Genomic DNA, 21,547 nt, shown 5'->3' on the forward strand with positions numbered 1-21,547 from the left:
CCTCCGCCGCCTGCACCGCCACCCCCGTCCGCCCCACCCGAGAGGAGGCGACCGCATGTACGAAGGCATCGTCCAGGAGCTGATCGACGAGCTCGGCCGGCTCCCCGGCATCGGCCCGAAGTCCGCCCAGCGCATCGCGTTCCACATCCTGCAGACCGAGACGTTCGACGTCACCCGGCTCGCCGAGATCCTGCTCGAGCTGCGCGGCCGTGTGCACTTCTGCGACATCTGCGGGAACGTGGCGGAGGAGGCGACCTGCGGGATCTGCCGCGATCCGCGCCGCAGCCGCGCCGTCATCTGCGTCGTGGAGGAGGCGAAGGACGTCCCGGCGATCGAGCGCACCCGCGAGTTCCGTGGGCTCTACCACGTGCTCGGCGGCGCGATCAGCCCGATCGACGGCATCGGCCCGGATCAGCTCCGCATCCGCCAGCTGCTGCAGCGGCTCGCGGACGGCGAGGTGCAGGAGGTCATCATCGCGACCGACCCGAACCTCGAGGGCGAGGCGACGGCGACCTACCTCTCGCGCATGCTCAGCACCCTCGGCATCCGCATCACCCGCCTGGCCTCCGGGCTGCCCGTCGGCGGAGACCTCGAGTACGCCGACGAGATCACCCTCGGCCGCGCCTTCGAGGGCCGCCGGCTCGTCGAGAACTGACGCGGCCGCCGGAGTCGCATGACCGCTCCGGCATGCGGTCGACCGGTAGACTCGCCCGTCGGGTCGCGACGGCGGTCCAGCCACCGACACGGGAGCAGCACGTGAGCCTGATCGTCCAGAAGTTCGGCGGGTCCTCCGTCGCCGACGCGGAGAGCATCAAGCGGGTCGCGAAGCGGATCGTCGCCACCAAGCAGGCGGGCAACGACGTGGTCGTCGCCGTCTCGGCCATGGGCGACACCACCGACGACCTGCTCGAGCTCGCCCACCAGGTCACTCCCATCCCCGCCCCCCGCGAGCTCGACATGCTGCTCTCCTCGGGCGAGCGCATCTCGATGGCGCTGCTGGCGATGGCGATCAAGAGCATGGGCTTCGAGGCCCGCTCCTTCACCGGCAGCCAGGCCGGCATGATCACGGACGCGCAGCACGGCGCCGCCCGCATCGTCGACATCACCCCGGTCCGCCTCCGCGAGGCGCTCGACGAGAACGCCGTCGTCATCGTCGCGGGCTTCCAGGGCTTCAACCGCGACACGAAGGACATCACCACCCTCGGCCGCGGCGGCTCCGACACCACCGCCGTCGCGCTCGCCGCGGGACTCGGCGCCGACACCTGCGAGATCTACACCGACGTCGACGGCGTCTTCACCGCCGACCCGCGGGTCGTCAAGAAGGCCCGCAAGCTCGACCGCATCACCAGCGAGGAGATGCTCGAGCTGGCCGCCGCGGGAGCGAAGGTGCTGCACATCCGCGCCGTCGAGTTCGCCCGCCGCCACGGAGTCACGCTCCACGTGCGCTCCTCCTTCAGCCCCAACGAGGGCACCATCGTCTACAACGCCGAGACCGCCGGCGCCGAGCAGAACGGACAAGCCGTGGAAGAGCCCATCATCGCCGGAGTCGCCGCCGACCTGAACGAGGCGAAGATCACCGTCGTCGGAGTCCCCGACATCCCGGGCAAGGCCGCTCAGATCTTCACGATCGTGGCCAAGACCGGCTCCAACATCGACATGATCGTGCAGAACGTGTCGGCTGCGGCCACCGCCCGCACCGACATCTCGTTCACCCTGCCCAAGGCCGACGGCCAGACGGTCCTCATGGCTCTCAACGCCGAGAAGGACGAGGTCGGCTTCGAGTCCCTGCAGTACGACGACCAGATCGCCAAGCTCGCGCTCGTGGGCGCCGGGATGCGCACCAACGCCGGCGTCTCCGCGAAGCTGTTCCGCTCCCTCTACGAGGCCGGGATCAACATCGAGATGATCTCCACGAGCGAGATCCGCATCTCGGTCGTCACCCGCGCCGACACCGTGAACGAGGCTCTGCGCGTCGTGCACACCGCCTTCGGGCTCGACGCCGAGGACGAGGCCGTCGTCTACGCCGGCACCGGCCGCTGACGGCCGGACACCCTCGCGATCCGGCCGTTCCTCCCGAGCGGCCGGACCGACCGGTACTCTCTCCCTCGATCCCCCCGCCACGAGCGGCCCGCGCGCCGCACGGACGAAAGAGCACAGCATGAGCAGCACCCCCCTCCACGTGGGCGTCGTCGGCGCGACCGGCCAGGTCGGGAAGGTGATGCGCCGCCTCCTCGAGGAGCGCGACTTCCCGATCGCGTCCATCCGCTTCTTCGCCACCGCCCGCTCGGCGGGCACGACGCTGCCGTTCCGCGGCGAGGACGTCGTGGTCGAGGACGTGGAGACCGCCGATCCGACGGGGCTCGACATCGCCCTGTTCTCGGCCGGAGCCACGGGATCGCGCGCGCAGGCGCCCCGCTTCGCCGCGGCCGGCGTCACCGTGATCGACAACTCCAGCGCCTGGCGTATGGACCCCGAGGTCCCGCTGGTCGTCAGCGAGGTGAACCCCCACGCCATCGACCAGGCGGTCAAGGGCATCATCGCCAACCCCAACTGCACCACGATGGCCGCGATGCCGATCCTCAAGGTCCTCGACCGCGAGGCGGGGCTCACGCGCCTGATCGTCAGCACCTACCAGGCCGTGTCCGGCAGCGGACTGGCCGGAGCGAACGAGCTGGCCGGCCAGGTCCGCGCCGCCGTCGCCGACGAGCACCTGCTCGACCTGGTGCACGACGGCTCGGCGGTCGACTTCCCCGCGCCGGACAAGTACGTCGCCCCGATCGCCTTCGACGTCATCCCCTTCGCGGGGAGCCTGGTCGAGGACGGCTCGAACGAGACCGACGAGGAGAAGAAGCTCCGCAACGAGAGCCGCCGCATCCTCGAGCTCCCGGAGCTGCTGGTCTCGGGCACCTGCGTGCGCGTCCCCGTGTTCACCGGCCACTCGCTCTCCGTCAACGCCGAGTTCGCCTCCGCCCTCAGCCCCGAGCGTGCTCGCGAGCTGCTGGCCGACGCGCCCGGCGTCGTGCTGCGCGAGGTGCCGACTCCGCTGGAGGCCGCGGGCAAGGACCCGAGCTTCGTCGGCCGCATCCGCGCCGACGAAGGCGCTCCGGAGGGACGCGGCCTCGCGCTCTTCATCAGCAACGACAACCTCCGCAAGGGCGCGGCCCTGAACGCCGTGCAGATCGCCGAGCTCATCGCGGCGAAGCAGCCCGTCTCCTGACCTCCGTGGACGGGGCCGGCGCCGAGCGCTCCGGCCCCTTCCGGGTGGAAAAGCCGCGAATTTGATGGGGGAGCGGGGCCCCTCCCCGCCGCGGTGTGCTCGGGCGAGCGTAAACTCGACTCTCGTGAACTCCTCGGAACCGGTCGACGTCGCCCTCATCGGTGGGGGCATCATGAGCGCCACGCTCGGCGCCCTCATCACCCAGCTGCAGCCCGACTGGACGATCGCCGCCTACGAGCGCCTCGGCGACGTGGCGCAGGAGTCGTCGAACCCGTGGAACAACGCGGGCACCGGTCACGCGGCCCTCTGCGAGCTGAACTACATGCCCGAGGCGGCCGACGGCTCCGTCGACCCGGCCAAGGCGATCCAGATCAACGAGCAGTTCCAGATCTCGCGCCAGTTCTGGTCGAGCCTGGTGGAGTCCGGCGACATCCGCGAGCCCTCCAGCTTCATCAACCCGGCGCCGCACATGACCTTCGTGCACGGCGAGGCCAACGTCGAGTACCTCCGGAAGCGCTACGAGGCGCTCAAGGACCAGCCGCTGTTCGCCGGCATCGAGTTCACCGAGAGCGTCAAGACCATCCACGAGTGGGCGCCCCTGCTGATGGAGCAGCGTCCCGCCGGCGGCGGCCCCTATGCGGCGACGCGCATGCCGGCCGGCACCGACGTCGACTTCGGCTCGCTGACCCACCAGCTGTTCGACCACGTCGTCGCCCACGGCGGCACGCTCGACACCGGCCGCGAGGTCACCGACATCACCCGGCAGAAGGACGGCACCTGGCGCCTCGACCTCAAGCAGGTCGTCGGGGGCACGCCCCAGTCGGTGACCGCCCGCTTCGTCTTCGTCGGCGCCGGCGGCGGTGCGCTGCACCTCCTGCAGAAGTCGGGCATCCCCGAGATCAAGGGCTTCGGAGGCTTCCCGATCTCGGGCCAGTTCCTCCGCACCGACAACCCCGAGCTGGTCGCCCGGCACAAGGCGAAGGTCTACGGCAAGGCCGCGGTCGGCGCGCCCCCGATGTCGGTGCCGCACCTCGATGCGCGCGTCGTCGACGGCGAGTCGTCCCTCCTCTTCGGCCCCTACGCGGGCTTCACGCCCAAGTTCCTGAAGCGCGGCTCGTGGCTCGACCTGCCCCTGTCGATCCGGCCGCACAACATCGGCCCGATGCTCGCGGTCGCCCGCGACAACCTCGACCTGATGAAGTACCTGATCGGCGAGGTGCTCGCCGGCCGTGGCAAGAAGATGAAGGCCCTGCGCGAGTTCCTGCCCACCGCCCGCGACGAGGACTGGTACCTGATCACCGCCGGCCAGCGCGTCCAGGTGATGAAGAAGGACGAGAAGAAGGGCGGCGTGCTGCAGTTCGGCACCGAGGTCATCACGGGAGGGGACGGCACGATCGCCGGCCTGCTCGGCGCCTCGCCCGGAGCCTCGACCGCCGTGCCGATCATGCTCGACATCGTGCAGAAGTGCTTCCCCGACCGGATGAAGGCCTGGGAGCCGCGGATCCGCGCACTGGTGCCGAGCTACGGCTCGACGCTCAACGACGCGCCCGAGAAGGCCGAGCAGACGGTCACCGCGACCGCCGAGACGCTGGAGCTGTCCGCCTCGGTCTGATCGGCTGCGACCCGCTCGAACGTATGTTCTAATGGCCCCATGAGGTGGAGCGGGCAGTCGATCGGCACGGCCGACGAGGCCGCGCTGCCCGGGCTCGTCAAGCTCACCGACCTGGTGCGGACGGTGCGCACGCCGGAGTTCGAGGGCATCACCTTCTACGAGGTGCTCGCGAAGTCGGCGCTCAACCGCGTGCACACCTCCTCGAAGATGCCGTTCGGCTGGAGCATCAACCCGATGCGCGGCTGCACCCACGCCTGCACCTACTGCTTCGCCCGGCCCACGCACGAGTACCTCGAGTTCGACGGCGGCCGCGACTTCGACTCGCAGATCGTCGTGAAGGTGAACGTCGCCGAGGTCCTCACCCGGGAGCTCGCGAAGCCGAGCTGGGAGCGGCACCCCGTGGCACTCGGCACCAACACCGATCCGTACCAGCGCGCCGAGGGCCGCTACCGGCTGATGCCGGGCATCATCGCCGCGCTCGCCGCCTCGGGCACCCCGATCTCGATCCTCACGAAGGGCTCGCTGCTGCGGCGAGACCTGCCGCTGCTCCGCGAGGCCGCCGAGCACGTCCCGGTCGACCTCGGCGTGTCGATCGCCGTCTACGACGAGGGCCTCCAGCGCTCCGTCGAGCCGGGTGCGCCGACCGCGGCGGCCAGGCTGGCGACGGTCACCGCGGCACGGGAGGCCGGCTTCGACTGCTCGGTGTTCCTGATGCCGATCCTGCCGTTCCTCACCGACACACGGGCGCACCTCGACGAGTCGCTCCGGGCCTGCCGCGAGGCGGGCGCCAGCACGATCATGTACTCGACCCTCTACCTCAAGCCCGGGGTGAAGGAGTGGTTCCTGCAGTGGCTCGGGCAGGAGCACCCCGAGCTGGTCGACAAGTACCGAGCGCTCTACCCGGGCCGCGACGCCTACGCGCCTCTCGAGTACCGGCGCTGGCTCTCCGCGCGCATCCGCCCGCTGATGCGCGCGCACGGGCTCGAGCGCGGCGAGGAGGACCCGGCCACCGGCTCCGTCAAGTCCTCCGCCCTGAATTCGCTCGGGACGCTGCGGACCCTCGGCGGCGAGCGGCGCTCCCTCCAGCACGACGGGCTGCTGGTCGGGGAGCTCGGGCCGGAGCGCGCCGCGATCCTGCCCGGCGTCGGGCAGCCGACGCTGTTCTGAGCCGGGGGCGGGCCCGGCCGCGGCTAGGATCGTCCGCATGGTCACCCGCTCCGGTGAGCCCTCGGGCTCCTCCGCCTGGAGCGCCCGCGACGCGGCACCCCGTGCGGTCCGGCTCGGCCTGCTCGACCCGCGCGAGGACCTGCTCGCGGCGACGAGCGCGTGGATCCGCACCCACGCCCCGGACTTCGAGGTCGTCGTGGCCGCCTCCACCTGGCACGACCTGGTGACGAGCGATGTCTTCCCCACCCAGGTGGTCGTGATGGACGTCGAGCTGCGCGAGCCGATCTCGATCGAGGCGCGGATCCGGACCTGCCGGGCGGCGGGAGCCGCGGTCGTGGCGCTCTCCGCGAGCGAGGACGACGAGGTCCGCGAGCGCGCCCTGAAGGCCGGAGCCGTGCGGCACCTGGCGAAGTCGCGCCCGCTCGCCGAGGTGATGGAGCAGACCCGCGCCGCTCTCGAGATGCGCTCGGCCGACGTCTCGTCCGCGCAGTGGCGGCCCCTGCCGTCCGGGGTCGCGGCGCAGCAGCGCCCACGGCTCAGCGCCGGCGAGCTGGAGGCGCTGCGCCTCTACGCGTCCGGATCGAGCACCCCCGAGGTCGCCGCCAAGATGAACGTGCAGTTCGAGACCGCGAAGACCTACCTGCAGCGCGTGCGCCGCAAGTACGTCGCCGTCGGCAGGCCCGCGAGCCGCCGGGCCGATCTGATCCGCCGCGCCGGCGAGGACGGGTTCCTCCCGTGACCGGCCCCTGCTCACCCCGGGGGCCCCGCCTCCGGACCCGCCCCGAGGAGACCTGATGGCCAAGCTGTACTTCCGCTACGGAGCGATGAACAGCGGGAAGAGCACGTCGCTCCTGCAGGCCGCGCACAACTACGAGGAGCGCGGGCACCGGGTGCTGCTGGCCAAGCCGGCCGTCGACACGAAGGGCGAGGAGCTGATCGTGTCGCGGCTCGGCGTGACCCGTCCGGTGGACATCCTGTTCGAGCCCGACGGGGACCCGATGGCCGTCTTCACCGCGGCCCGGGCCCGCGTCCTGGCCGAGTCGAAGCGCGACGTGAGCGCTCTGCTCGTCGACGAGGTGCAGTTCCTGCCGGAGTCGCACGTCGACGATCTGCTCCGGATCTCCATCCTCGAGAACGTGCCCGTCCTGGCGTACGGCATCCGCACGGACTTCCGCACCGCCGCGTTCCCGGGCAGCAGGCGGCTCCTGGAGATCGCCCACAGCCTCGAGGAGCTGAAGACGATCTGCCGGTGCGGGCGCAAAGCGATCTTCAACGGGCGCGTCGTGGACGGCCGCTTCGTCTTCGACGGCGATCAGGTCGCGATCGACGGAACGGCGGTCACCTACGAGTCGCTGTGCGGCGCGTGCTACCTCCAGGAGAGCCGCGGCCGGCTCCGCGGCTGACCGGTCGAGCGTTCCTCACCGGTGCGACACCCCTCCGAAACGAGGAAGTGGGTAGCCTGACGACGTGACAACACCGGAAACGGAATTACGCCTTTCGAAGCAGCAGGAAAGGTCGGGGGAAACGATGACGGCGCAAGGGGCACCGCTGAGGCGTCGGCCGTCGTGGGAGCAGGACTACCGGCGACGGCTGCTCATCACGGACGTCGTCGCGATCGTCCTCTCCGTCTTCGGCACGCAGCTCTTCTGGTTCGACCTGAACCTGAACTCGGATCTGGGGTTCAAGAACCCCGCCGACATCGCGGTCAGCTACACCTGGGTGTCCGTCGCCCTGTCGGTCGGCTGGCTCCTCGCCCTCCAGGTCTTCGACACGCGCGACCGCCGGATCGTCGGCACCGGCTACGTCGAGTACCGCCGCGTCGTCGACGCCTCCATCTGGCTCTTCGGCATCGTCGCGATCATCGCCTACCTGCTCCAGATCCTGCTCGCGCGCGGCTACATCATCACGGCGTTCCCCGCCGGGATCGTGCTGATCTGCGTCGGCCGCCTGGTCTGGCGCTCCTGGCTCACCCGGCAGCGCCGGGCGGGCCGCTTCTCGAGCCAGGTCGTGCTCCTCGGCTCCCGCGCGAGCGTCCTGCACACCGCGCGCGAGCTGCGTCGCGGCACCGAGGCCGGCTACAAGCTCGTCGGCGCCGTCTCGACCTCGGTCGGCGGTGCGGACGCGCTGCGGAGCGAGCAGGAGCTCTCGGGCCTCGCGGTCCACGGGTTCACCGGGATCGACGGCGTCCGCGCCGTGATGGACGCCACCGGTGCCGACACGGTGGTCGTCACGAGCTCCGACGAGCTGGCGCCGCAGCGGATCCGCGAGCTGAGCTGGACGCTCGAGCCCGGGCGCGAGCACCTCGTCGTGGCGCCGAGCCTCACCGACATCGGCGGTCCGCGCATCCACACCCGCCCCGTCGCGGGCCTTCCGCTGATCCACGTCGAGACCCCGCGCTTCGACGGCCGCCAGCGGTTCGCCAAGCGCCTCTTCGACATCCTGGCGTCGACCATGCTGATCATCCTCAGCGCGCCGGTGCTCGTCGTCGTCGCCGTGCTGGTCAAGGTCACCAGCCCCGGGCCCGTGCTCTTCCGGCAGGAGCGCATCGGCCTGAACGGCGCGACCTTCGAGATGCTGAAGTTCCGCTCGATGGTCGTCGACGCGGAGGCGCGACTGGCGGCTCTCGCGTCGCAGCAGCGTGCGGAGGGGAACTCGATCCTCTTCAAGATGGCGAAGGACCCCCGCGTCACCCGGGTGGGTGCGATCCTCCGGCGCTTCAGCCTCGACGAGCTGCCCCAGTTCCTGAACGTCTTCCGCGGCGACATGTCCCTGATCGGCCCCCGCCCGCCGCTGGCCCGCGAGGTCGAGCAGTACGAGGAGCACGTGCACCGCCGCTTCCTGATGAAGCCGGGCATCACCGGGCTCTGGCAGGTCAGCGGACGCTCGAACCTCTCGTGGGAGGACACCGTCCGCCTCGACCTGTACTACGTCGAGAACTGGTCGATGACCGGCGACATCGTCATCCTCTTCAAGACCGCGCGCGCCGTCCTCGCCCGCGACGGGGCGTACTGATCGCCGGGGGGAGGGGCGCCGAGCCCCGCACCCTGTCCGTCTCGGTCCTCGAGACCCCGTTCCGCGTGGTCTTCGGACGCGGCGTCGGCGACGAGGACGCGGCGCGGATCGCCGACAGCTGGGCCGCCTGCGCGTCCGAGCCCGACGCGGGAGCACGCGACGTCCTCGCCGAGGTGGGGCACGATCCCTCCGTCCCGGTCGACGGCTCGCCCCGGGTCTCGAGCGCCACGCTCGCGCAGCTCGAGGAGTCCCTGACCTCGACCCTGACCCTCGAGGCGATCGGCGCCCGGCGCGCCGACCTGCTGATGCTCCACGCCTGCGGGATCTCCGACGAGTCCGGCCGCGTGCTGGCCTTCGTCGCCGCCTCCGGGACCGGCAAGACCACCATCGCCCGGACGCTCGGGTCCCGCTTCGGCTACGTCACCGACGAGACGGTCGGCGTGACCCCGGAGGGGCGCGTCCTGCCCTATCCCAAGCCGCTGTCGGTGAAGCCGCTGACCGGATCGGCGCCGAAGGCGCAGCTGGCCCCCGGGTCGCTCGCCCTCCGACCGGTCCCGGAGGCGCCCCTGCGTCTGGCGGGCGTCCTCCTGCTCGAGCGCCGCGACGGCGTCGGGACGCCCTTCCTCGAGCACGTCGACCCGGTCGACGCGATCGAGGATCTGGTGCCGCAGACCTCGTACCTCTCGGCCCGACCGCGGCCGATCGCCGATCTCGTCCGCACCCTCTCGGCGCTGGGCGGCGTCCGGCGACTGGTCTACTCCGAGGCCGCGAGCGTGGTGCACCTGGTCGAGGAGGTCTTCGCGTCCCTCGGCGCCGGGGCCCCGTCCGCCTGGTCCGAGGTGGTCTCCGTGCAGCTCGACCCTGTGGGCGAGGCCCTGCCCGGCACCGTCCTGCGCACCCCTGCGGACGACGCGGTGGAGCTCGCCGACGGCCAGCTGCTCGTGTTCTGCGGCGGCACCCTCGTTCGCCTGTCCGGCATCGGCCCGACGATCTGGCGCCACGCCGGCCGGGGCTCCGATCTGCCCGGTCTCGTCGCCGCGGTGCTCGAGGAGGCGGGCCCGCCGCCCGCCGGCGTCGATGCGGAGGCGGTCGTCGAGTCGGCGGTCGTCGAGCTCGAGGGCCTCGGAGTGATCAGGAGAGGGACTCCGCCGGAGCCCACCCCCGACGGGTGGCACGGTTGACGCGCCTGGCGCCGAGGGCGCGGAAGCGCTGTGTCAGAATTCGGAAGAACCCGTCGCCGGCGCCCGCCGCGTGATCCGTACCAGCGAAGGAAATCTGACTCTGTGGAACTTCGAGACGTCCTCCGGCTGCTGCGCGACCACTGGATCCCGATCGTCGCGGCGATCCTCCTCGGCACTCTCGTCGCCTTCGGCTGGTCGCTGACGCAGAAGCCGCGGTACGTCGCCGACTCGCAGGGCCTGGTCTCCGTCGCCACCACCGGTGCCGACGACAGCCAGGCGATCTACACGCAGCAGATCGCGCAGTCCGTCGCCAAGTCGAGCCTCGCCACGTACGTCCCGATCGCCACCTCGCGCGACGTGGCGCAGATCGCGATCGACAGCCTCGGCCTCGACGTCTCGCCCGCCACGCTGATCTCGGCGATCACGGTGCAGGCCGACACGGTCGCCCCGGTGATGAAGGTCAGCGCCACCGCCTCCACCCCCGAGGGCGCGCAGAAGCTCGCCGACGCCTGGGTCGCGGCCATCGCCACCAAGGTGCAGCAGGTCAACCAGGAGACGGGCGTCGGCGACACGGTCTCCCTCACCGTTCTGCAGGCCGCGGCGCTCCCGTCCTCGCCGGCGTTCCCGAACCTGCGCCTCGTCCTCGCGGTCGGCGCGCTCGCGGGCCTCGTCCTCGGTCTCGTCTACGCGTTCGTCCGCAACACGCTGGACCGGCGCATCCGCACCGCCGAGATGGTCGAGCGCCTGTTCGACCTCCCCGTGGTCGGCACCCTCCCCGTCGACAAGCGCCTCAGCGAGACCAACCGCATCGTCCCCGAGGCCGACACGACCGACTACATCAAGGCCGACGGCAAGCACGCACTCGCCGAGGCGCTGCGCGAGCTCCGCACGAACCTGCAGTTCATGAACATCGACAGCCCGCCGCGCATCATCGTCGTGACGAGCCCGCTGCCCTCGGACGGCAAGTCGACGGTGACCGCGAACCTCGCGGTGACGCTTGCCGCCTCCGGCCAGCGGACCGTCGTCGTCGATGGCGACCTCCGCAAGCCCACCGTCGCCAAGTCGTTCGGCCTCGTTCCCGGCGTCGGCCTGACCGACTTGCTGATCGGCAAGGCGGAACTGCAGGACGTCCTGCAGCCGTGGGGCCCGTCCGGCAACCTCTGGGTGCTCGGAGCCGGGTCGATCCCGCCGAACCCGTCCGAGCTGCTCGGCTCCAACGGCATGGACATCCTCCTGCACGAGATCGCTCGCGAGGCCATCGTGATCGTCGATGCGCCGCCGCTCCTGCCCGTCACGGACGGCGCCATCCTCACCGCCCGCACCGACGGCGCGCTCGTGGTCATCTCCGCGGGCAGGACGACGACCGACGAGCTGGGCAAGGCGATCCAGAACATCGAGCGGGTCAGCGGCCACACCCTCGGCGTGATCCTCAACCGCGTGCCCGCGCGCGGCCAGGTCGGCCGGGGCTACGGCTACTACTACACGAGCTACTACGGCTCCGAGCGATCGGGTGCCCGCCCGGACACGGCCGTCGAGCCCGAGCCCGCGTCGACCTCGGCCTGAGCGCCCCGCGATGATCTTCCCGGGAGACGACTCCGCCCGCCCCGCCCGCCGGAGCTGGCGACCGGACGAACCGGTCGCCGCCACCGCCGCCCCCGTCTTCACCGTGCTCTCGGTCTGCACCGGCAACATCTGCCGGTCGCCGATGGCGGAGCAGCTGCTGCGCGCCGCACTCGCCGACGCGACATCACCCGCGGGAGGTCCGCTCTTCGCGTTCACGAGCGCCGGAGTGAGGACGCGCGACGGACTGCCGATGGACCCGGTCTCGGCCCGCTTCTCGGCTCAGCACGGGGGAGACCCGGCCGCGCACACGAGCGCGGTGCTCGGCGACGCGATCGTCGGCGACGCCGACCTCCTGCTCACGATGACGCGCGACCACCTGGTCGACGCCTCCCGGCGCTTCCCGTCGCTCCTCCTCCGCGGCTTCACGCTGCTCGAGTTCGCCCGCGTGCTGCCGTTCGTGCTGCGGGAGGTGCCGCTGCCGACGGTCGAGGACCCCGCCGCGCGGCTCCGCGCCGTCGTGCGGCTCGCCGCCGCCCACCGCGGGCGCGCCCCGCGGGGCGAGGGCGGCGACGACATCGAGGACCCGATCGGCCGCAGCGAGGCCGTGCATGAGCGCGTGGCGGCGCAGATCGCGGCGGCTGTCGCCGACGTCTCCCGCGATCTGAGAGCATTGGCGCGGCGGTAGTCGCGCGTCCGCGGGCGCGCTGACGCCTCGCCGCATCGCATCGCTCCTCCTCACCGTCGCGACCGCGACACGAACCCGCCACGATTCGGAGAACCCCTGTGAAGCTTTCTGTCATCGGCTGCGGCTACCTCGGTGCCGTCCACGCTGCCGCCATGGCCGAGCTCGGCCACGACGTCATCGGCATCGACGTCGACCAGAAGAAGATCGACGCCCTGGCCGCCGGCACCGCGCCGTTCTTCGAGCCCGGCCTCCCGGAGCTGCTGTCCTCCGGCGTCGCCTCCGGGCGCCTGCGCTTCTCGACCGACATGGCCGACGCCGCCGGTGCGGCCGTGCACTTCGTCGCCGTCGGCACCCCGCAGAAGCCGGGCGAGAACGCCGCGGACATGACCTACGTCGACTCGGCGATCGACGGTCTCCTGCCCTACCTCGAGGCGGACTCCCTCGTCGTCGGCAAGTCGACCGTCCCCGTCGGCACCGCCGCCCGCCTGGCCGACCGCATCGCCTCCTCCGGTGCGACCCTCGCCTGGAACCCCGAGTTCCTCCGCGAGGGCTTCGCGGTCAAGGACACGATCAGCCCCGACCGGCTCGTCTACGGCGTGCCCGCGGGCGAGGCCGGAGCAGCGGCGAAGGCGACCCTCGACGAGGTCTACGCGACGGCGCTCGCGGCCGAGACCCCGCTCGTGGTCACCGACTACGCCACCGCCGAGCTGGTGAAGGTCTCGGCCAACGCCTTCCTCGCGACCAAGATCTCGTTCATCAACGCGATCGCCGAGATCGCGGAGGTCACCGGCGCGGACGTCACGCAGCTCGCCGACGCGATCGGCTACGACGTGCGGATCGGCCGCCGCTTCCTGAACGCGGGCATCGGCTTCGGAGGCGGCTGCCTCCCGAAGGACATCCGCGCCTTCTCTGCCCGCGCCGACGAGCTCGGCGTCGGCGAGTCCGTCGCCTTCCTCAAAGAGGTCGACGCGATCAACCTGCGTCGCCGTCAGCGCGTCGTCGACCTCGTCACCGAGGGCCTGGGCGGCTCCGTCGAGGGCCGCCGCATCGCGGTGCTCGGTCTGGCGTTCAAGCCGGAGTCGGACGACATCCGCGACTCGCCGTCGCTCGACGTCGCCGCTCGCCTGCACGACCTCGGTGCGACCGTGGTCGCGACCGACCCCGAGGCGATCGAGAACTCGCGCCGCCGCTACCCCGAGATCACCTACACGACCGACGTCGACGAGGCGCTGGCCGGTGCCGACGCCGTGGTCGTCGTGACGGAGTGGAAGCAGTTCCGCGCCCTCGACCCCGCGGCCACGGCGGCGAAGGTGGCCAACACCTTCCTCGTCGACGGTCGCAACTGCCTCGACCCCGCCGCCTGGCGTGCGGCCGGCTGGGAGTACCGCGGCCTCGGCCGCTGACGCGGCGGAGCCGTCGTCTCAGCGGACGCGGCTCGGCTGATCCGCCACCACGCCGGAGGTGCCGCGGAGGGGGATGTGCGCGAAGGCGTCGTCCCACTCCGCCGCCCTCCGGCGTCGTCGTGCGCGGACGACCATCCGGAGCAGGACGCCGGCGACCGCGCCGAGAAGCGCGCCGGAGGTGTTCATCACGACGTCGTCGACGGTCGCGAAGCGCGCCGAGAGGAAGAGCAGCTGGCCCGCCTCGATCAGCGAGCTCACGACGGCGCCGACGGCCACAGCGACCCACGCCCTCCGGAGCCGCAGGTTGAGGGCCAGGAGCAGCCCCAGGGGCACGAACAGGGCGATGTTGGCGGTCGACTCGATGAACGCGTAGTCGACCATCGGGAGGCCGTGCCGGGCGAACCAGGAGGTCACCCGGCCGAGATCCCCCCGCACTCCCGCATCGACGGGCGTCGGCCAGAAGGCGATCGCTGCGAGCGCGACCACGTAGGGCACGCTGATGGCGAGGGTGAGGCGGGTGAGCGACCGGGTCACGGTGCTCCTCTCGTCGGTCGTCGGGCGGGGGCGGCGACGACGGCGGAAGAACAGTCTCGCTCCCGGCTGCTGGGATCGGGCCGGGAGGCGCGGGGGAGTGGGCTGGAGGCACGCCCGTGCGCAGGACGCTCGGGACGCCGTCAGGGGTGCTCGAGCCGGAGAGCGCGGGGCGGTGATCGCGCCGGCTCCGTCGTCGACCAGGCTCCGGCCCGGGCGAGCATCCGCCTGCGGGCGAGCCCCGCCACAGCAGAATTCCGAGAACGCCCCGGGAACGAAGAAGCCCGGCCGGATCATCGATCCTGGCCGGGCTTCTCACCGGTCGGGGTAGCGGGATTCGAACCCACGACCTCCTCGTCCCGAACGAGGCGCGCTACCAAGCTGCGCCACACCCCGGTGTGCTCATCACGGAGAACCGCTCACGAGCCTCGACAATAGTAGCCGATTTCCGGACCGCCGTCGGACACCCCTCGTCAGGCCGCCGGAGTGAGCGTGACGAGGGTCACCTCGGGCCGGCAGGCGAAGCGCACCGGTGCGTAGATCGAGGTGCCGACTCCGGCGGACACGTTGAGGTACGAGCTGCGCAGTCCGTTGTCCCACGTCGTCGAGCCGGCGACCTTGTCGCGCGGGATGTCGCAGTTGGTGACGAGGGCGCCGAAGCCCGGGACGCAGACCTGCCCGCCGTGCGTGTGCCCGGCGAGGATCACCTCGGCGCCGCGGGCGACGAAGTCGTCGAGGATGCGCTGGTAGGGCGCGTGCGCCACGCCGATGCTGACCCCGGCCGGTCCGTCCTCCGCGCCGCGCAGCTCGTCCACGGCTCCGGCGACCAGGTCGATGCGGTCGAGGCCGATGTGCGGGTCGTCGACGCCGAAGAACTCGATGCGCGTCCCCTTCACCGTGATGCTCTCGGCGCGGTTGTTGAGGTCCACCCAGCCGAGCCCGTCCGAGAAGAAGCCGGTCAGCCCGTCGGTGTCGAGATCGGCCTCGTGCTGCTTGGGGTTCTTGGAGGGGCCGACGAAGTAGCGGAGCGGGTTCTTGATCCGAGGGCCGAAGTAGTCGTTGGATCCGTTGACGAAGGCGCCGGGGATCCCGGCGAAGGGCTCCAGAGCCCGGCGGATGCCGAGCACGCCGTCGCGGTGGCCGAGGTTGTCGCCGGTGTCGACCACGACGTCGGGCGCCAGGGCGAGGAGCGAGCGGATCCACTCCTGCTTCTTCGTCTGCCACGGGGCCATGTGCAGGTCCGACACGTGCAGGACGCGGATCGGCTCGGAACCGGCGGGCAGCACCGGGAACGACGTGCGCCGGACGGTGAACAGCGTCCGCTCGACGCCGATGCCCCAGGCCGCGGCGACGGCTCCGGCCGCGGCGACGGTCGCGAGGGCGGTGGTGAGGGGGCGACGGGTGCGTCCGGTCATGGGTCCTTCTCTCGCACGTCGGCCGCGAGCGCGGCCGCGTTCATTCTGCCGGACGCTCCCTCGGGAGCAGCCGGGGGTGCAGGGGCTCAGCCCGCGCGGGGCGGGGCGCCCGGTCCGGCGCTGATCTGCAGGGTGATCTCCGCGCCCCGGGAGACGCGCGACCCGGCGGGCGGGTTCGTCTGCGCGACCGTCCCTGCCGGGCGGTCGGAGGGGACCGGAGAAGTGTCGACGCGGACCGTGAAGCCGACGGAGCGCAGGCGTGAGGCCGCCGCAGAGGGGCTCTGGCCGGTGACCTGGGGCACGGCCTCCTGCGGAGCGTCGACGAGCGAGCGGACCGGAGCCGGGAACGCCGTCCCGCCGTACTTGGCGTCGGCGACGCGCATGATGCGCGGCCAGATCTGGTGGCGCACCTGACCGGCGTTCACCCGGTTGAGACTGAATCCGCGCATGGAGGTGAAGCCGGTCACGTTGCCGACCCAGGTGGCGGTGGCGACCTCGGTGCTCGCGCCGACCATCCACGTGTGCAGCGCGTCGTCCGTGGTGCCGGTCTTGCCGATGTGCGGCACCCCGGTGCGGGGGTTGGAGGGGGCGCCGGTGCCGCCCGTCACCACCTGCTGCAGGGCGTAGCCGGCGGTGGCGGCCACCTCCTCGGACATCCCCTGGCTGCACTCGGAGGCGGGCGGCGCGACGTCGGCGCCCGTGCGGTCGACGATGCGGTCGATCGCGATGGGCGTGCAGACGGTGCCCTTGTTCGCGAAGCCGGCGAAGGCCGTGGCCATCGTGAGCGGAGCGATCTCGTTGGTGCCGAGGATGGTCGGCGCGAGCTTCTGCAGCTCGGTCCCGTCGGCACGGTGCACGCCCATCGCCAGCGCCGTGTTGCGGATGCCGCAGAGGTCCAGCTGCTGGGCCATGGCGGCGAACGAGGTGTTGATCGAGCCGGTCGTGGCCTGCAGAGCCGTGGTCACTCCTCCGTTGCCGCCCTCGTCGTTCCCGGGGTTCCAGGACTCGCCGTAGTAGACGCCGTCGGGCTCGCAGCTGTCACGGAAGGTCGTGTAGGCGCGGCGGGTGCCGTCGACGCTCTCGCCGAGCGAGTGCCCCTCCTGCAGCCACTCCGCCAGGGTGAACACCTTGTAGGTCGAGCCGACCTGGAATCCCGAGGAGCCGCCGTACCCGAAGTCGGTGTTGTAGTTGACGCTCGTGTAGTTGGGGCCCGTCAGGTCCGGATCGTTGGAGTAGTCCTTGTTCTGGGTCATCGCGAGGATGCGGCCGGTGCCGACCTCGACCGAGACGCTCGCGCTGCCGATGTTCACGTTCGCCATCGACTTGGGCACCCAGTCGTCGGTGGCCGAGACGGCGGCCTGCTGCAGGTCGGAGTCGAGGGTCGTGTAGATCCGGTAGCCGCCGCGCTTGAACGTGGCGTCGCGCTCGTCCTGACTCGCACCGAACGCGTCGTCGTTCTTGATGACCCAGGTGACGTAGTCGCAGAAGAAGGCCGCGACTCCGGCCGTCTGGCAGCCGGTGCTCGGCTCGGTGATGTCCGGCGTCACGGGCTCGGCGACGGCCGCCTGCGCCTGCTCGGACGTCACCTTCGACTCGAGGTCCATGCGGGTGACGATGTAGTCGCGCCGGTCCCGGGTCTGCGGGTAGCCCTCCGCGGCGGGGTTCGCCGGGTCGCCGGGCCGGTCGAAGCGGAACTTCTCGGGGTTGTTCACGATCGCGACGAGCGCGGCGGACTGCGCGAGCGAGAGGTCCTTCGCGCTCACTCCGAAGTAGTAGCGGGCAGCCGCCTCGACGCCGTAGACGGTGCCGCCGAACAGGGCGATGTTGAGGTAGCCCAGCAGGATGTCGTTCTTCGGATACTCCTTCTCGAGCCCGATGGCGAGCCGCATCTCCGCGACCTTGCGCTCCGGAGTGGTCTCCGTGGCCTCGCGGTAGGCCGCGTCGCGCTCGATCGGATCGCTGAGCGCCTCCGCCTTCTGCACGAGCACGTTCTTGACGTACTGCTGCGTGATGGAGGAGCCGCCCTGGACGTCCCCGCCCATGGCCGTCGTCGCGGCCGCGCGGACGGTGCCGAGCAGATCGATGCCGCCGTGCTCGTAGAAGCGGGGGTCCTCGGAGGCGACCACGGCATCCTTCACGAACGGCGAGATCTCGTCCCAGCCCACCTCGACGCGGTTCTGGGCGTAGAAGGAGGCGAGCAGCACGTCGCCGCCGGAGGAGTCCTTCGCGTACACGTCGCTCTTCTCGGCGAGCGTGCCGATCTCGAGGTACTCGGGGAGGTTGTCGAACATCTCCACCGTGTTGCCGGCGGCCATGCCGCTCAGCGCGATCGCCGGCGTCACCGAGGCGGCCACCAGGACTCCCGCGACGACGCTCATGGCGACGATGCCGATCAGACCGCCGACGGCGCCCCCGATGGTCTTCACGACTCTGGTCCCGCCCTGCCCCGACATAGAATCAGCGTAGTCGCCGCGCTCGGACGAGCCGCGGCGCTCATCCCGCCGACGCGCGGCGCTCAGCAGTCGTCCCGCACCGGCCGCACCCGAGGAGAGCCATGTCCGTCCCGCGCTGGGAGTACATCACCACCCCGCTGATGATCCACAACACCACGGCGATCCTGAACACCTGGGGATCCGAGGGCTGGGAGCTGGTCCAGATCGTGACCGGTCCCGAGGGCGGCCTCGTCGCGTACCTCAAGCGCCCCGTCGCCGAGGCCGGCGCGTGATCGCCGAGCGTCTCGCGGAGCTCGGCGTCGAGCTGCCGGCGGTCGCGGTCCCCGCCGGCGCCTACGTCCCCGCCGTCGTGCACGGCGGCCTCGTCTACACGGCCGGGCAGATCCCCTTCGTCGACGGCTCTCTGCCGATGGTCGGCAAGGTCGGCGCCGAGGTGTCGCCCGAGCAGGCGAAGGAGCTGGCCCGCACCTGCGCCCTCAACGCGCTCGCGGCCGTCGCCGACGCGATCGGATCGCTCGACCGGGTGACGCGGATCGTGAAGCTCACCGGCTTCGTCGCGTCCGCCTCCGGCTTCACCGGGCAGCCCGGCGTGATCAACGGCGCCTCGGAGCTGCTCGGCGACGTGTTCGGCGAGCCCGGCCGTCACGCGCGATCGGCCGTCGGGGTGGCGGAGCTGCCCCTCGGCGCTCCCCTCGAGGTCGAGCTGATCGTCGCCTTCGACTGACGCACCGCCCCCTCCTGCCCACGCGGCGGGAGGGGGCGTGCGGTGCCCGGTCAGTCCGCGGCGATCGCGGAGGAGATCACCGCCATCACCTGCGTGTCCGCGAGCGTCGTCGTGTCGCCCACGGCGCGTCCCTCCGCCGCGTCGCGCAGCAGCCGGCGCATGATCTTCCCCGAGCGGGTCTTGGGCAGCTCCTGCACCACGAAGATCCGCTTCGGGCGGGCGATCGCGCCGATGTGCTCGGCGACGTGCGCCTTCAGGGTGGCCTCGAGCTCGTCGTGTCCGTGGGCCAGCGCCTCGGCCTGGCTCGCCTTCGCGATCACGAACGCGACCACGGCCTGGCCGGTGGTCTCGTCCGCGGCTCCCACGACGGCCGCTTCGGCGACGACCGGGTGGGAGACGAGGGCCGACTCGATCTCGGCGGTCGAGAGGCGGTGGCCGGAGACGTTCATCACGTCGTCCACGCGCCCCAGGAGCCAGAGGTCGCCGTCCTGGTCGCGACGCGCTCCGTCACCCGCGAAGTAGCGGTCGCCGAACTTCGACCAGTAGGTCTCGACGTAGCGCTCCGGGTCGCCCCAGATGCCGCGCAGCATCGCCGGCCAGGGCTCGGTGATCACGAGCAGTCCGCCCTCGTCGGCGCCGACCGGCGTCCCGGCGTCGTCGACCACGTCGATCGAGATCCCCGGCAGAGCGACCTGCGCGGACCCGGGCTTGAGAGTCGTCACCCCGGGCAGGGGGGACACCATCATCGCGCCGGTCTCGGTCTGCCACCACGTGTCGACGATGGGGGTGCGGCCGCCGCCGATGACGTCGCGGTACCAGACCCACGCCTCCGGGTTGATCGGCTCGCCGACCGATCCGAGCAGGCGCAGGCTCGAGAGGTCGAAGCGCTGCGGGATCTGCCGGCCGAGCTTCATGAAGGAGCGGATCGCCGTGGGAGCCGCGTAGAGGATCGTCACGCCGTGCTTCTCGACGATCTCCCACCAGCGGCCGGGATGCGGGCTGTCGGGAGTGCCCTCGTACATCACCTGGGTGGCGCCGTTGGCGAGCGGGCCGTAGACGACGTAGCTGTGCCCGGTGATCCAGCCCACGTCCGCGGTCGACCAGTAGACGTCCGACTCGGGGTGCAGGTCGAAGACCGCGCGGTGCGTGAAGGCGACCTGGGTGAGGTATCCGCCGCTGGTGTGCAGGATGCCCTTGGGCTTCCCGGTCGTGCCGCTCGTGTAGAGGATGAAGAGGGGCTGCTCGGCGGGGAACGGCTTCGCGACGTGGTCGGCGTCGACCGCCACGATCTCCTCGTGCCACCAGAGGTCGCGCCCCTCGTGCCAGGCGACCTCGTTGCCTCCGCGGCGCACGACCAGGACGTGCTGGACGCTGGACTCGCCGCCGAGGGCGAGCGCGGCGTCGACCGCCGGCTTCAGGGGCGAGACGGCGCCCTTGCGCCAGCCGCCGTCGGCGGTGATGACGAGTGTCGCCTCCGCGTCGTCGATCCGCGCGCGGAGGCTCTCGGCGCTGAATCCGCCGAAGACGACGGAGTGGACCGCCCCCAGCCGGGCGACGGCGAGCATCGCGATGACCGCCTCCGGGATCATGGGCAGGTAGATCGCCACGCGGTCGCCGGCGCGGACGCCGAGGCTCGTGAGCAGGTTCGCGGCGCGCTTCACCTCGGCGGTGAGCTCGGCGTAGGTGATCGAGCGGGAGTCGCCGGGCTCGCCCTCCCAGTGCAGGGCGACGCGGTCGCCGTGGCCGGCCAGGACGTGGCGGTCGAGGCAGTTGTAGGCCACGTTCAGCTCGCCGTCGTCGAACCACTTCGCGAACGGGGGCTCGCTCCAGTCGAGGGTGCGCGTGAACGGCCGGTGCCAGTGCAGGAGCTCGCGGCTCCGGTCGGCCCAGAAGGCGAGGCGGTCGGCCGCGGCCTCGTCGTAGAGCGCGGCGGTCGCGACCGCTCCGGCGGCGAGATCGGCCGGCGGCGGGAACCGGCGGGTCTCGTGGAGGAGATTGTCGATGGCGTTCCGGTCGGCGGCCGGGGCGTCGGGGGGAGTGGACATCTGCGATTCGCTCCTTCGCGAGTGAGACGTTCGCCGGCCCGCGCGGTCGGCGTCGCACCACCGTAGCGCCCGCCTCCAGCGCGGATCGCCGAGCGCCGCAAGCTGGGTGCGGGGCGGGTGTCGGATAAGAGTCCGCAGAGAACAGGATCCGGGCTTGGCGAATCGCGATCCGTCCCCTACAGTTGCATACGGCCGAATGAACTTCGGCCCAGCGGCGCAAGTGATTCCCCCCAATCCAGCGCCGCCGAGGCGGCACCTGTTCCCCCCAATGGGTGCCGCCCCCTTCTTCCCGCCGGATCCGGCGGAGGGACGCCCCCGCTCGAGCCCTGCTCGCGGGGGCGTTTCCGCGATGCCGGGACGTCTCCTCGTCGACTGGGCTTCTCTGCGCCGTGGGGACCCTCCTCGGAGGGGCTCCCTGCCGAGAGCCCCGGGCCGCTCCTGCGCGCGCGTCCGGCCCGGGTCGTTCCTCCACAGGCGCCGACGCGGGCGTCTCTCCTCCAATCGGGCAGGGAGCGCCCCGGCGCGCGGAACGGGCTCCT

At 71.7% G+C, this 21,547-nt stretch carries 18 protein-coding genes and 1 tRNA gene; 14 read left to right on the forward strand and 5 right to left on the reverse strand.

Going from position 1 to position 21,547, the window contains the following annotated elements:
- Window positions 1–55 precede the first annotated feature (55 nt).
- The 12 genes from recR (at window position 56) to C5B98_RS10995 (ending at window position 13,840) form a co-directional block, all read left to right on the forward strand.
- Window positions 56–655: a recombination mediator RecR gene (gene recR, locus C5B98_RS10940; protein WP_104222157.1), complete on the forward strand. Its 600-nt coding sequence runs from the start codon at window positions 56–58 to the stop codon at window positions 653–655.
- Window positions 656–756: 101 nt separating this feature from the next.
- On the forward strand, window positions 757–2,040 hold the full coding sequence (locus C5B98_RS10945; protein WP_104222160.1) for an aspartate kinase: 1,284 nt from the start codon (window positions 757–759) through the stop codon (window positions 2,038–2,040).
- 118 nt (window positions 2,041–2,158) lie between these two features.
- The gene (locus C5B98_RS10950; RefSeq protein WP_104222161.1) at window positions 2,159–3,217 is read left to right on the forward strand and encodes an aspartate-semialdehyde dehydrogenase; all 1,059 of its coding nucleotides are present in this window, start codon (window positions 2,159–2,161) and stop codon (window positions 3,215–3,217) included.
- 64 nt (window positions 3,218–3,281) lie between these two features.
- Window positions 3,282–4,829, forward strand: a complete 1,548-nt coding sequence (locus tag C5B98_RS10955; RefSeq protein ID WP_104222163.1) for a malate:quinone oxidoreductase — start codon at window positions 3,282–3,284, stop codon at window positions 4,827–4,829.
- A 39-nt stretch (window positions 4,830–4,868) separates the two neighbouring features.
- Window positions 4,869–5,996 (forward strand): Rv2578c family radical SAM protein, encoded by a 1,128-nt coding sequence (locus tag C5B98_RS10960; protein WP_104222165.1) that lies wholly within the window; start codon window positions 4,869–4,871, stop codon window positions 5,994–5,996.
- A 37-nt stretch (window positions 5,997–6,033) separates the two neighbouring features.
- On the forward strand, window positions 6,034–6,735 hold the full coding sequence (locus C5B98_RS10965) for a LuxR C-terminal-related transcriptional regulator (protein ID WP_104222167.1): 702 nt from the start codon (window positions 6,034–6,036) through the stop codon (window positions 6,733–6,735).
- A gap of 55 nt (window positions 6,736–6,790) precedes the next feature.
- Window positions 6,791–7,399: a thymidine kinase gene (locus C5B98_RS10970; RefSeq protein ID WP_104222169.1), complete on the forward strand. Its 609-nt coding sequence runs from the start codon at window positions 6,791–6,793 to the stop codon at window positions 7,397–7,399.
- A 124-nt stretch (window positions 7,400–7,523) separates the two neighbouring features.
- The gene (locus C5B98_RS10975; RefSeq protein WP_104222171.1) at window positions 7,524–9,008 is read left to right on the forward strand and encodes a sugar transferase; all 1,485 of its coding nucleotides are present in this window, start codon (window positions 7,524–7,526) and stop codon (window positions 9,006–9,008) included.
- 65 nt (window positions 9,009–9,073) lie between these two features.
- Window positions 9,074–10,189: a hypothetical protein gene (locus C5B98_RS10980; RefSeq protein ID WP_104222173.1), complete on the forward strand. Its 1,116-nt coding sequence runs from the start codon at window positions 9,074–9,076 to the stop codon at window positions 10,187–10,189.
- 102 nt (window positions 10,190–10,291) lie between these two features.
- Window positions 10,292–11,752, forward strand: a complete 1,461-nt coding sequence (locus tag C5B98_RS10985) for a polysaccharide biosynthesis tyrosine autokinase (protein WP_181027156.1) — start codon at window positions 10,292–10,294, stop codon at window positions 11,750–11,752.
- A 10-nt stretch (window positions 11,753–11,762) separates the two neighbouring features.
- A complete protein-coding gene (locus C5B98_RS10990; protein WP_104222177.1) occupies window positions 11,763–12,437 on the forward strand; it encodes a low molecular weight phosphatase family protein in 675 nt (224 codons plus the stop codon).
- Window positions 12,438–12,535: 98 nt separating this feature from the next.
- A complete protein-coding gene (locus C5B98_RS10995) occupies window positions 12,536–13,840 on the forward strand; it encodes a UDP-glucose/GDP-mannose dehydrogenase family protein (RefSeq protein WP_104222179.1) in 1,305 nt (434 codons plus the stop codon).
- 18 nt (window positions 13,841–13,858) lie between these two features.
- Here C5B98_RS10995 and C5B98_RS17295 read toward each other — a convergent pair whose 3' ends face one another.
- From C5B98_RS17295 to C5B98_RS11015, 4 genes are all read right to left on the reverse strand, one after another.
- Window positions 13,859–14,374 (reverse strand): VanZ family protein, encoded by a 516-nt coding sequence (locus tag C5B98_RS17295; RefSeq protein ID WP_258059527.1) that lies wholly within the window; start codon window positions 14,372–14,374, stop codon window positions 13,859–13,861.
- Window positions 14,375–14,693: 319 nt separating this feature from the next.
- Window positions 14,694–14,767: transfer RNA gene (locus C5B98_RS11005), tRNA-Pro, on the reverse strand.
- Between the two features lie 77 nt (window positions 14,768–14,844).
- Window positions 14,845–15,786 carry a metallophosphoesterase gene (locus C5B98_RS11010; RefSeq protein WP_104222183.1) on the reverse strand — a complete coding sequence of 314 codons (942 nt, stop codon included), beginning with the start codon at window positions 15,784–15,786 and terminating at the stop codon, window positions 14,845–14,847.
- A gap of 86 nt (window positions 15,787–15,872) precedes the next feature.
- Window positions 15,873–18,239: a transglycosylase domain-containing protein gene (locus C5B98_RS11015; RefSeq protein WP_104222185.1), complete on the reverse strand. Its 2,367-nt coding sequence runs from the start codon at window positions 18,237–18,239 to the stop codon at window positions 15,873–15,875.
- Between the two features lie 101 nt (window positions 18,240–18,340).
- Here C5B98_RS11015 and C5B98_RS17005 point away from each other — a divergent pair, with 101 nt between their 5' ends.
- Window positions 18,341–18,511: a hypothetical protein gene (locus tag C5B98_RS17005; protein ID WP_164861113.1), complete on the forward strand. Its 171-nt coding sequence runs from the start codon at window positions 18,341–18,343 to the stop codon at window positions 18,509–18,511.
- On the forward strand, window positions 18,508–18,963 hold the full coding sequence (locus tag C5B98_RS11020; RefSeq protein ID WP_219814444.1) for a RidA family protein: 456 nt from the start codon (window positions 18,508–18,510) through the stop codon (window positions 18,961–18,963). The genes C5B98_RS17005 and C5B98_RS11020 overlap by 4 nt, the downstream gene beginning before the upstream one ends.
- A gap of 50 nt (window positions 18,964–19,013) precedes the next feature.
- On the opposite strand, the gene acs is transcribed toward C5B98_RS11020, so the two are convergent.
- The gene (gene acs / locus C5B98_RS11025; RefSeq protein WP_104327792.1) at window positions 19,014–21,008 is read right to left on the reverse strand and encodes an acetate--CoA ligase; all 1,995 of its coding nucleotides are present in this window, start codon (window positions 21,006–21,008) and stop codon (window positions 19,014–19,016) included.
- Window positions 21,009–21,547 lie beyond the last annotated feature (539 nt).

This window comes from Rathayibacter sp. AY1A5 (assembly GCF_002930875.1).
Classification (GTDB): Bacteria; Actinomycetota; Actinomycetes; order Actinomycetales; family Microbacteriaceae; genus Rathayibacter.

Coding starts and splice junctions, on each gene's coding strand:
- recR (WP_104222157.1), top strand. CDS start 56: ATGTACGAAGGCATCGTCCAGGAGCTGATCGACGAGCTCGGCCGGCTC.
- C5B98_RS10950 (WP_104222161.1), top strand. CDS start 2,159: ATGAGCAGCACCCCCCTCCACGTGGGCGTCGTCGGCGCGACCGGCCAG.
- C5B98_RS10955 (WP_104222163.1), top strand. CDS start 3,282: ATGGGGGAGCGGGGCCCCTCCCCGCCGCGGTGTGCTCGGGCGAGCGTA.
- C5B98_RS10960 (WP_104222165.1), top strand. CDS start 4,869: ATGAGGTGGAGCGGGCAGTCGATCGGCACGGCCGACGAGGCCGCGCTG.
- C5B98_RS10965 (WP_104222167.1), top strand. CDS start 6,034: ATGGTCACCCGCTCCGGTGAGCCCTCGGGCTCCTCCGCCTGGAGCGCC.
- C5B98_RS10970 (WP_104222169.1), top strand. CDS start 6,791: ATGGCCAAGCTGTACTTCCGCTACGGAGCGATGAACAGCGGGAAGAGC.
- C5B98_RS10975 (WP_104222171.1), top strand. CDS start 7,524: ATGACGGCGCAAGGGGCACCGCTGAGGCGTCGGCCGTCGTGGGAGCAG.
- C5B98_RS10990 (WP_104222177.1), top strand. CDS start 11,763: ATGATCTTCCCGGGAGACGACTCCGCCCGCCCCGCCCGCCGGAGCTGG.
- C5B98_RS11010 (WP_104222183.1), bottom strand. CDS start 15,786: ATGACCGGACGCACCCGTCGCCCCCTCACCACCGCCCTCGCGACCGTC.
- C5B98_RS11015 (WP_104222185.1), bottom strand. CDS start 18,239: ATGTCGGGGCAGGGCGGGACCAGAGTCGTGAAGACCATCGGGGGCGCC.
- C5B98_RS17005 (WP_164861113.1), top strand. CDS start 18,341: ATGTCCGTCCCGCGCTGGGAGTACATCACCACCCCGCTGATGATCCAC.
- acs (WP_104327792.1), bottom strand. CDS start 21,008: ATGTCCACTCCCCCCGACGCCCCGGCCGCCGACCGGAACGCCATCGAC.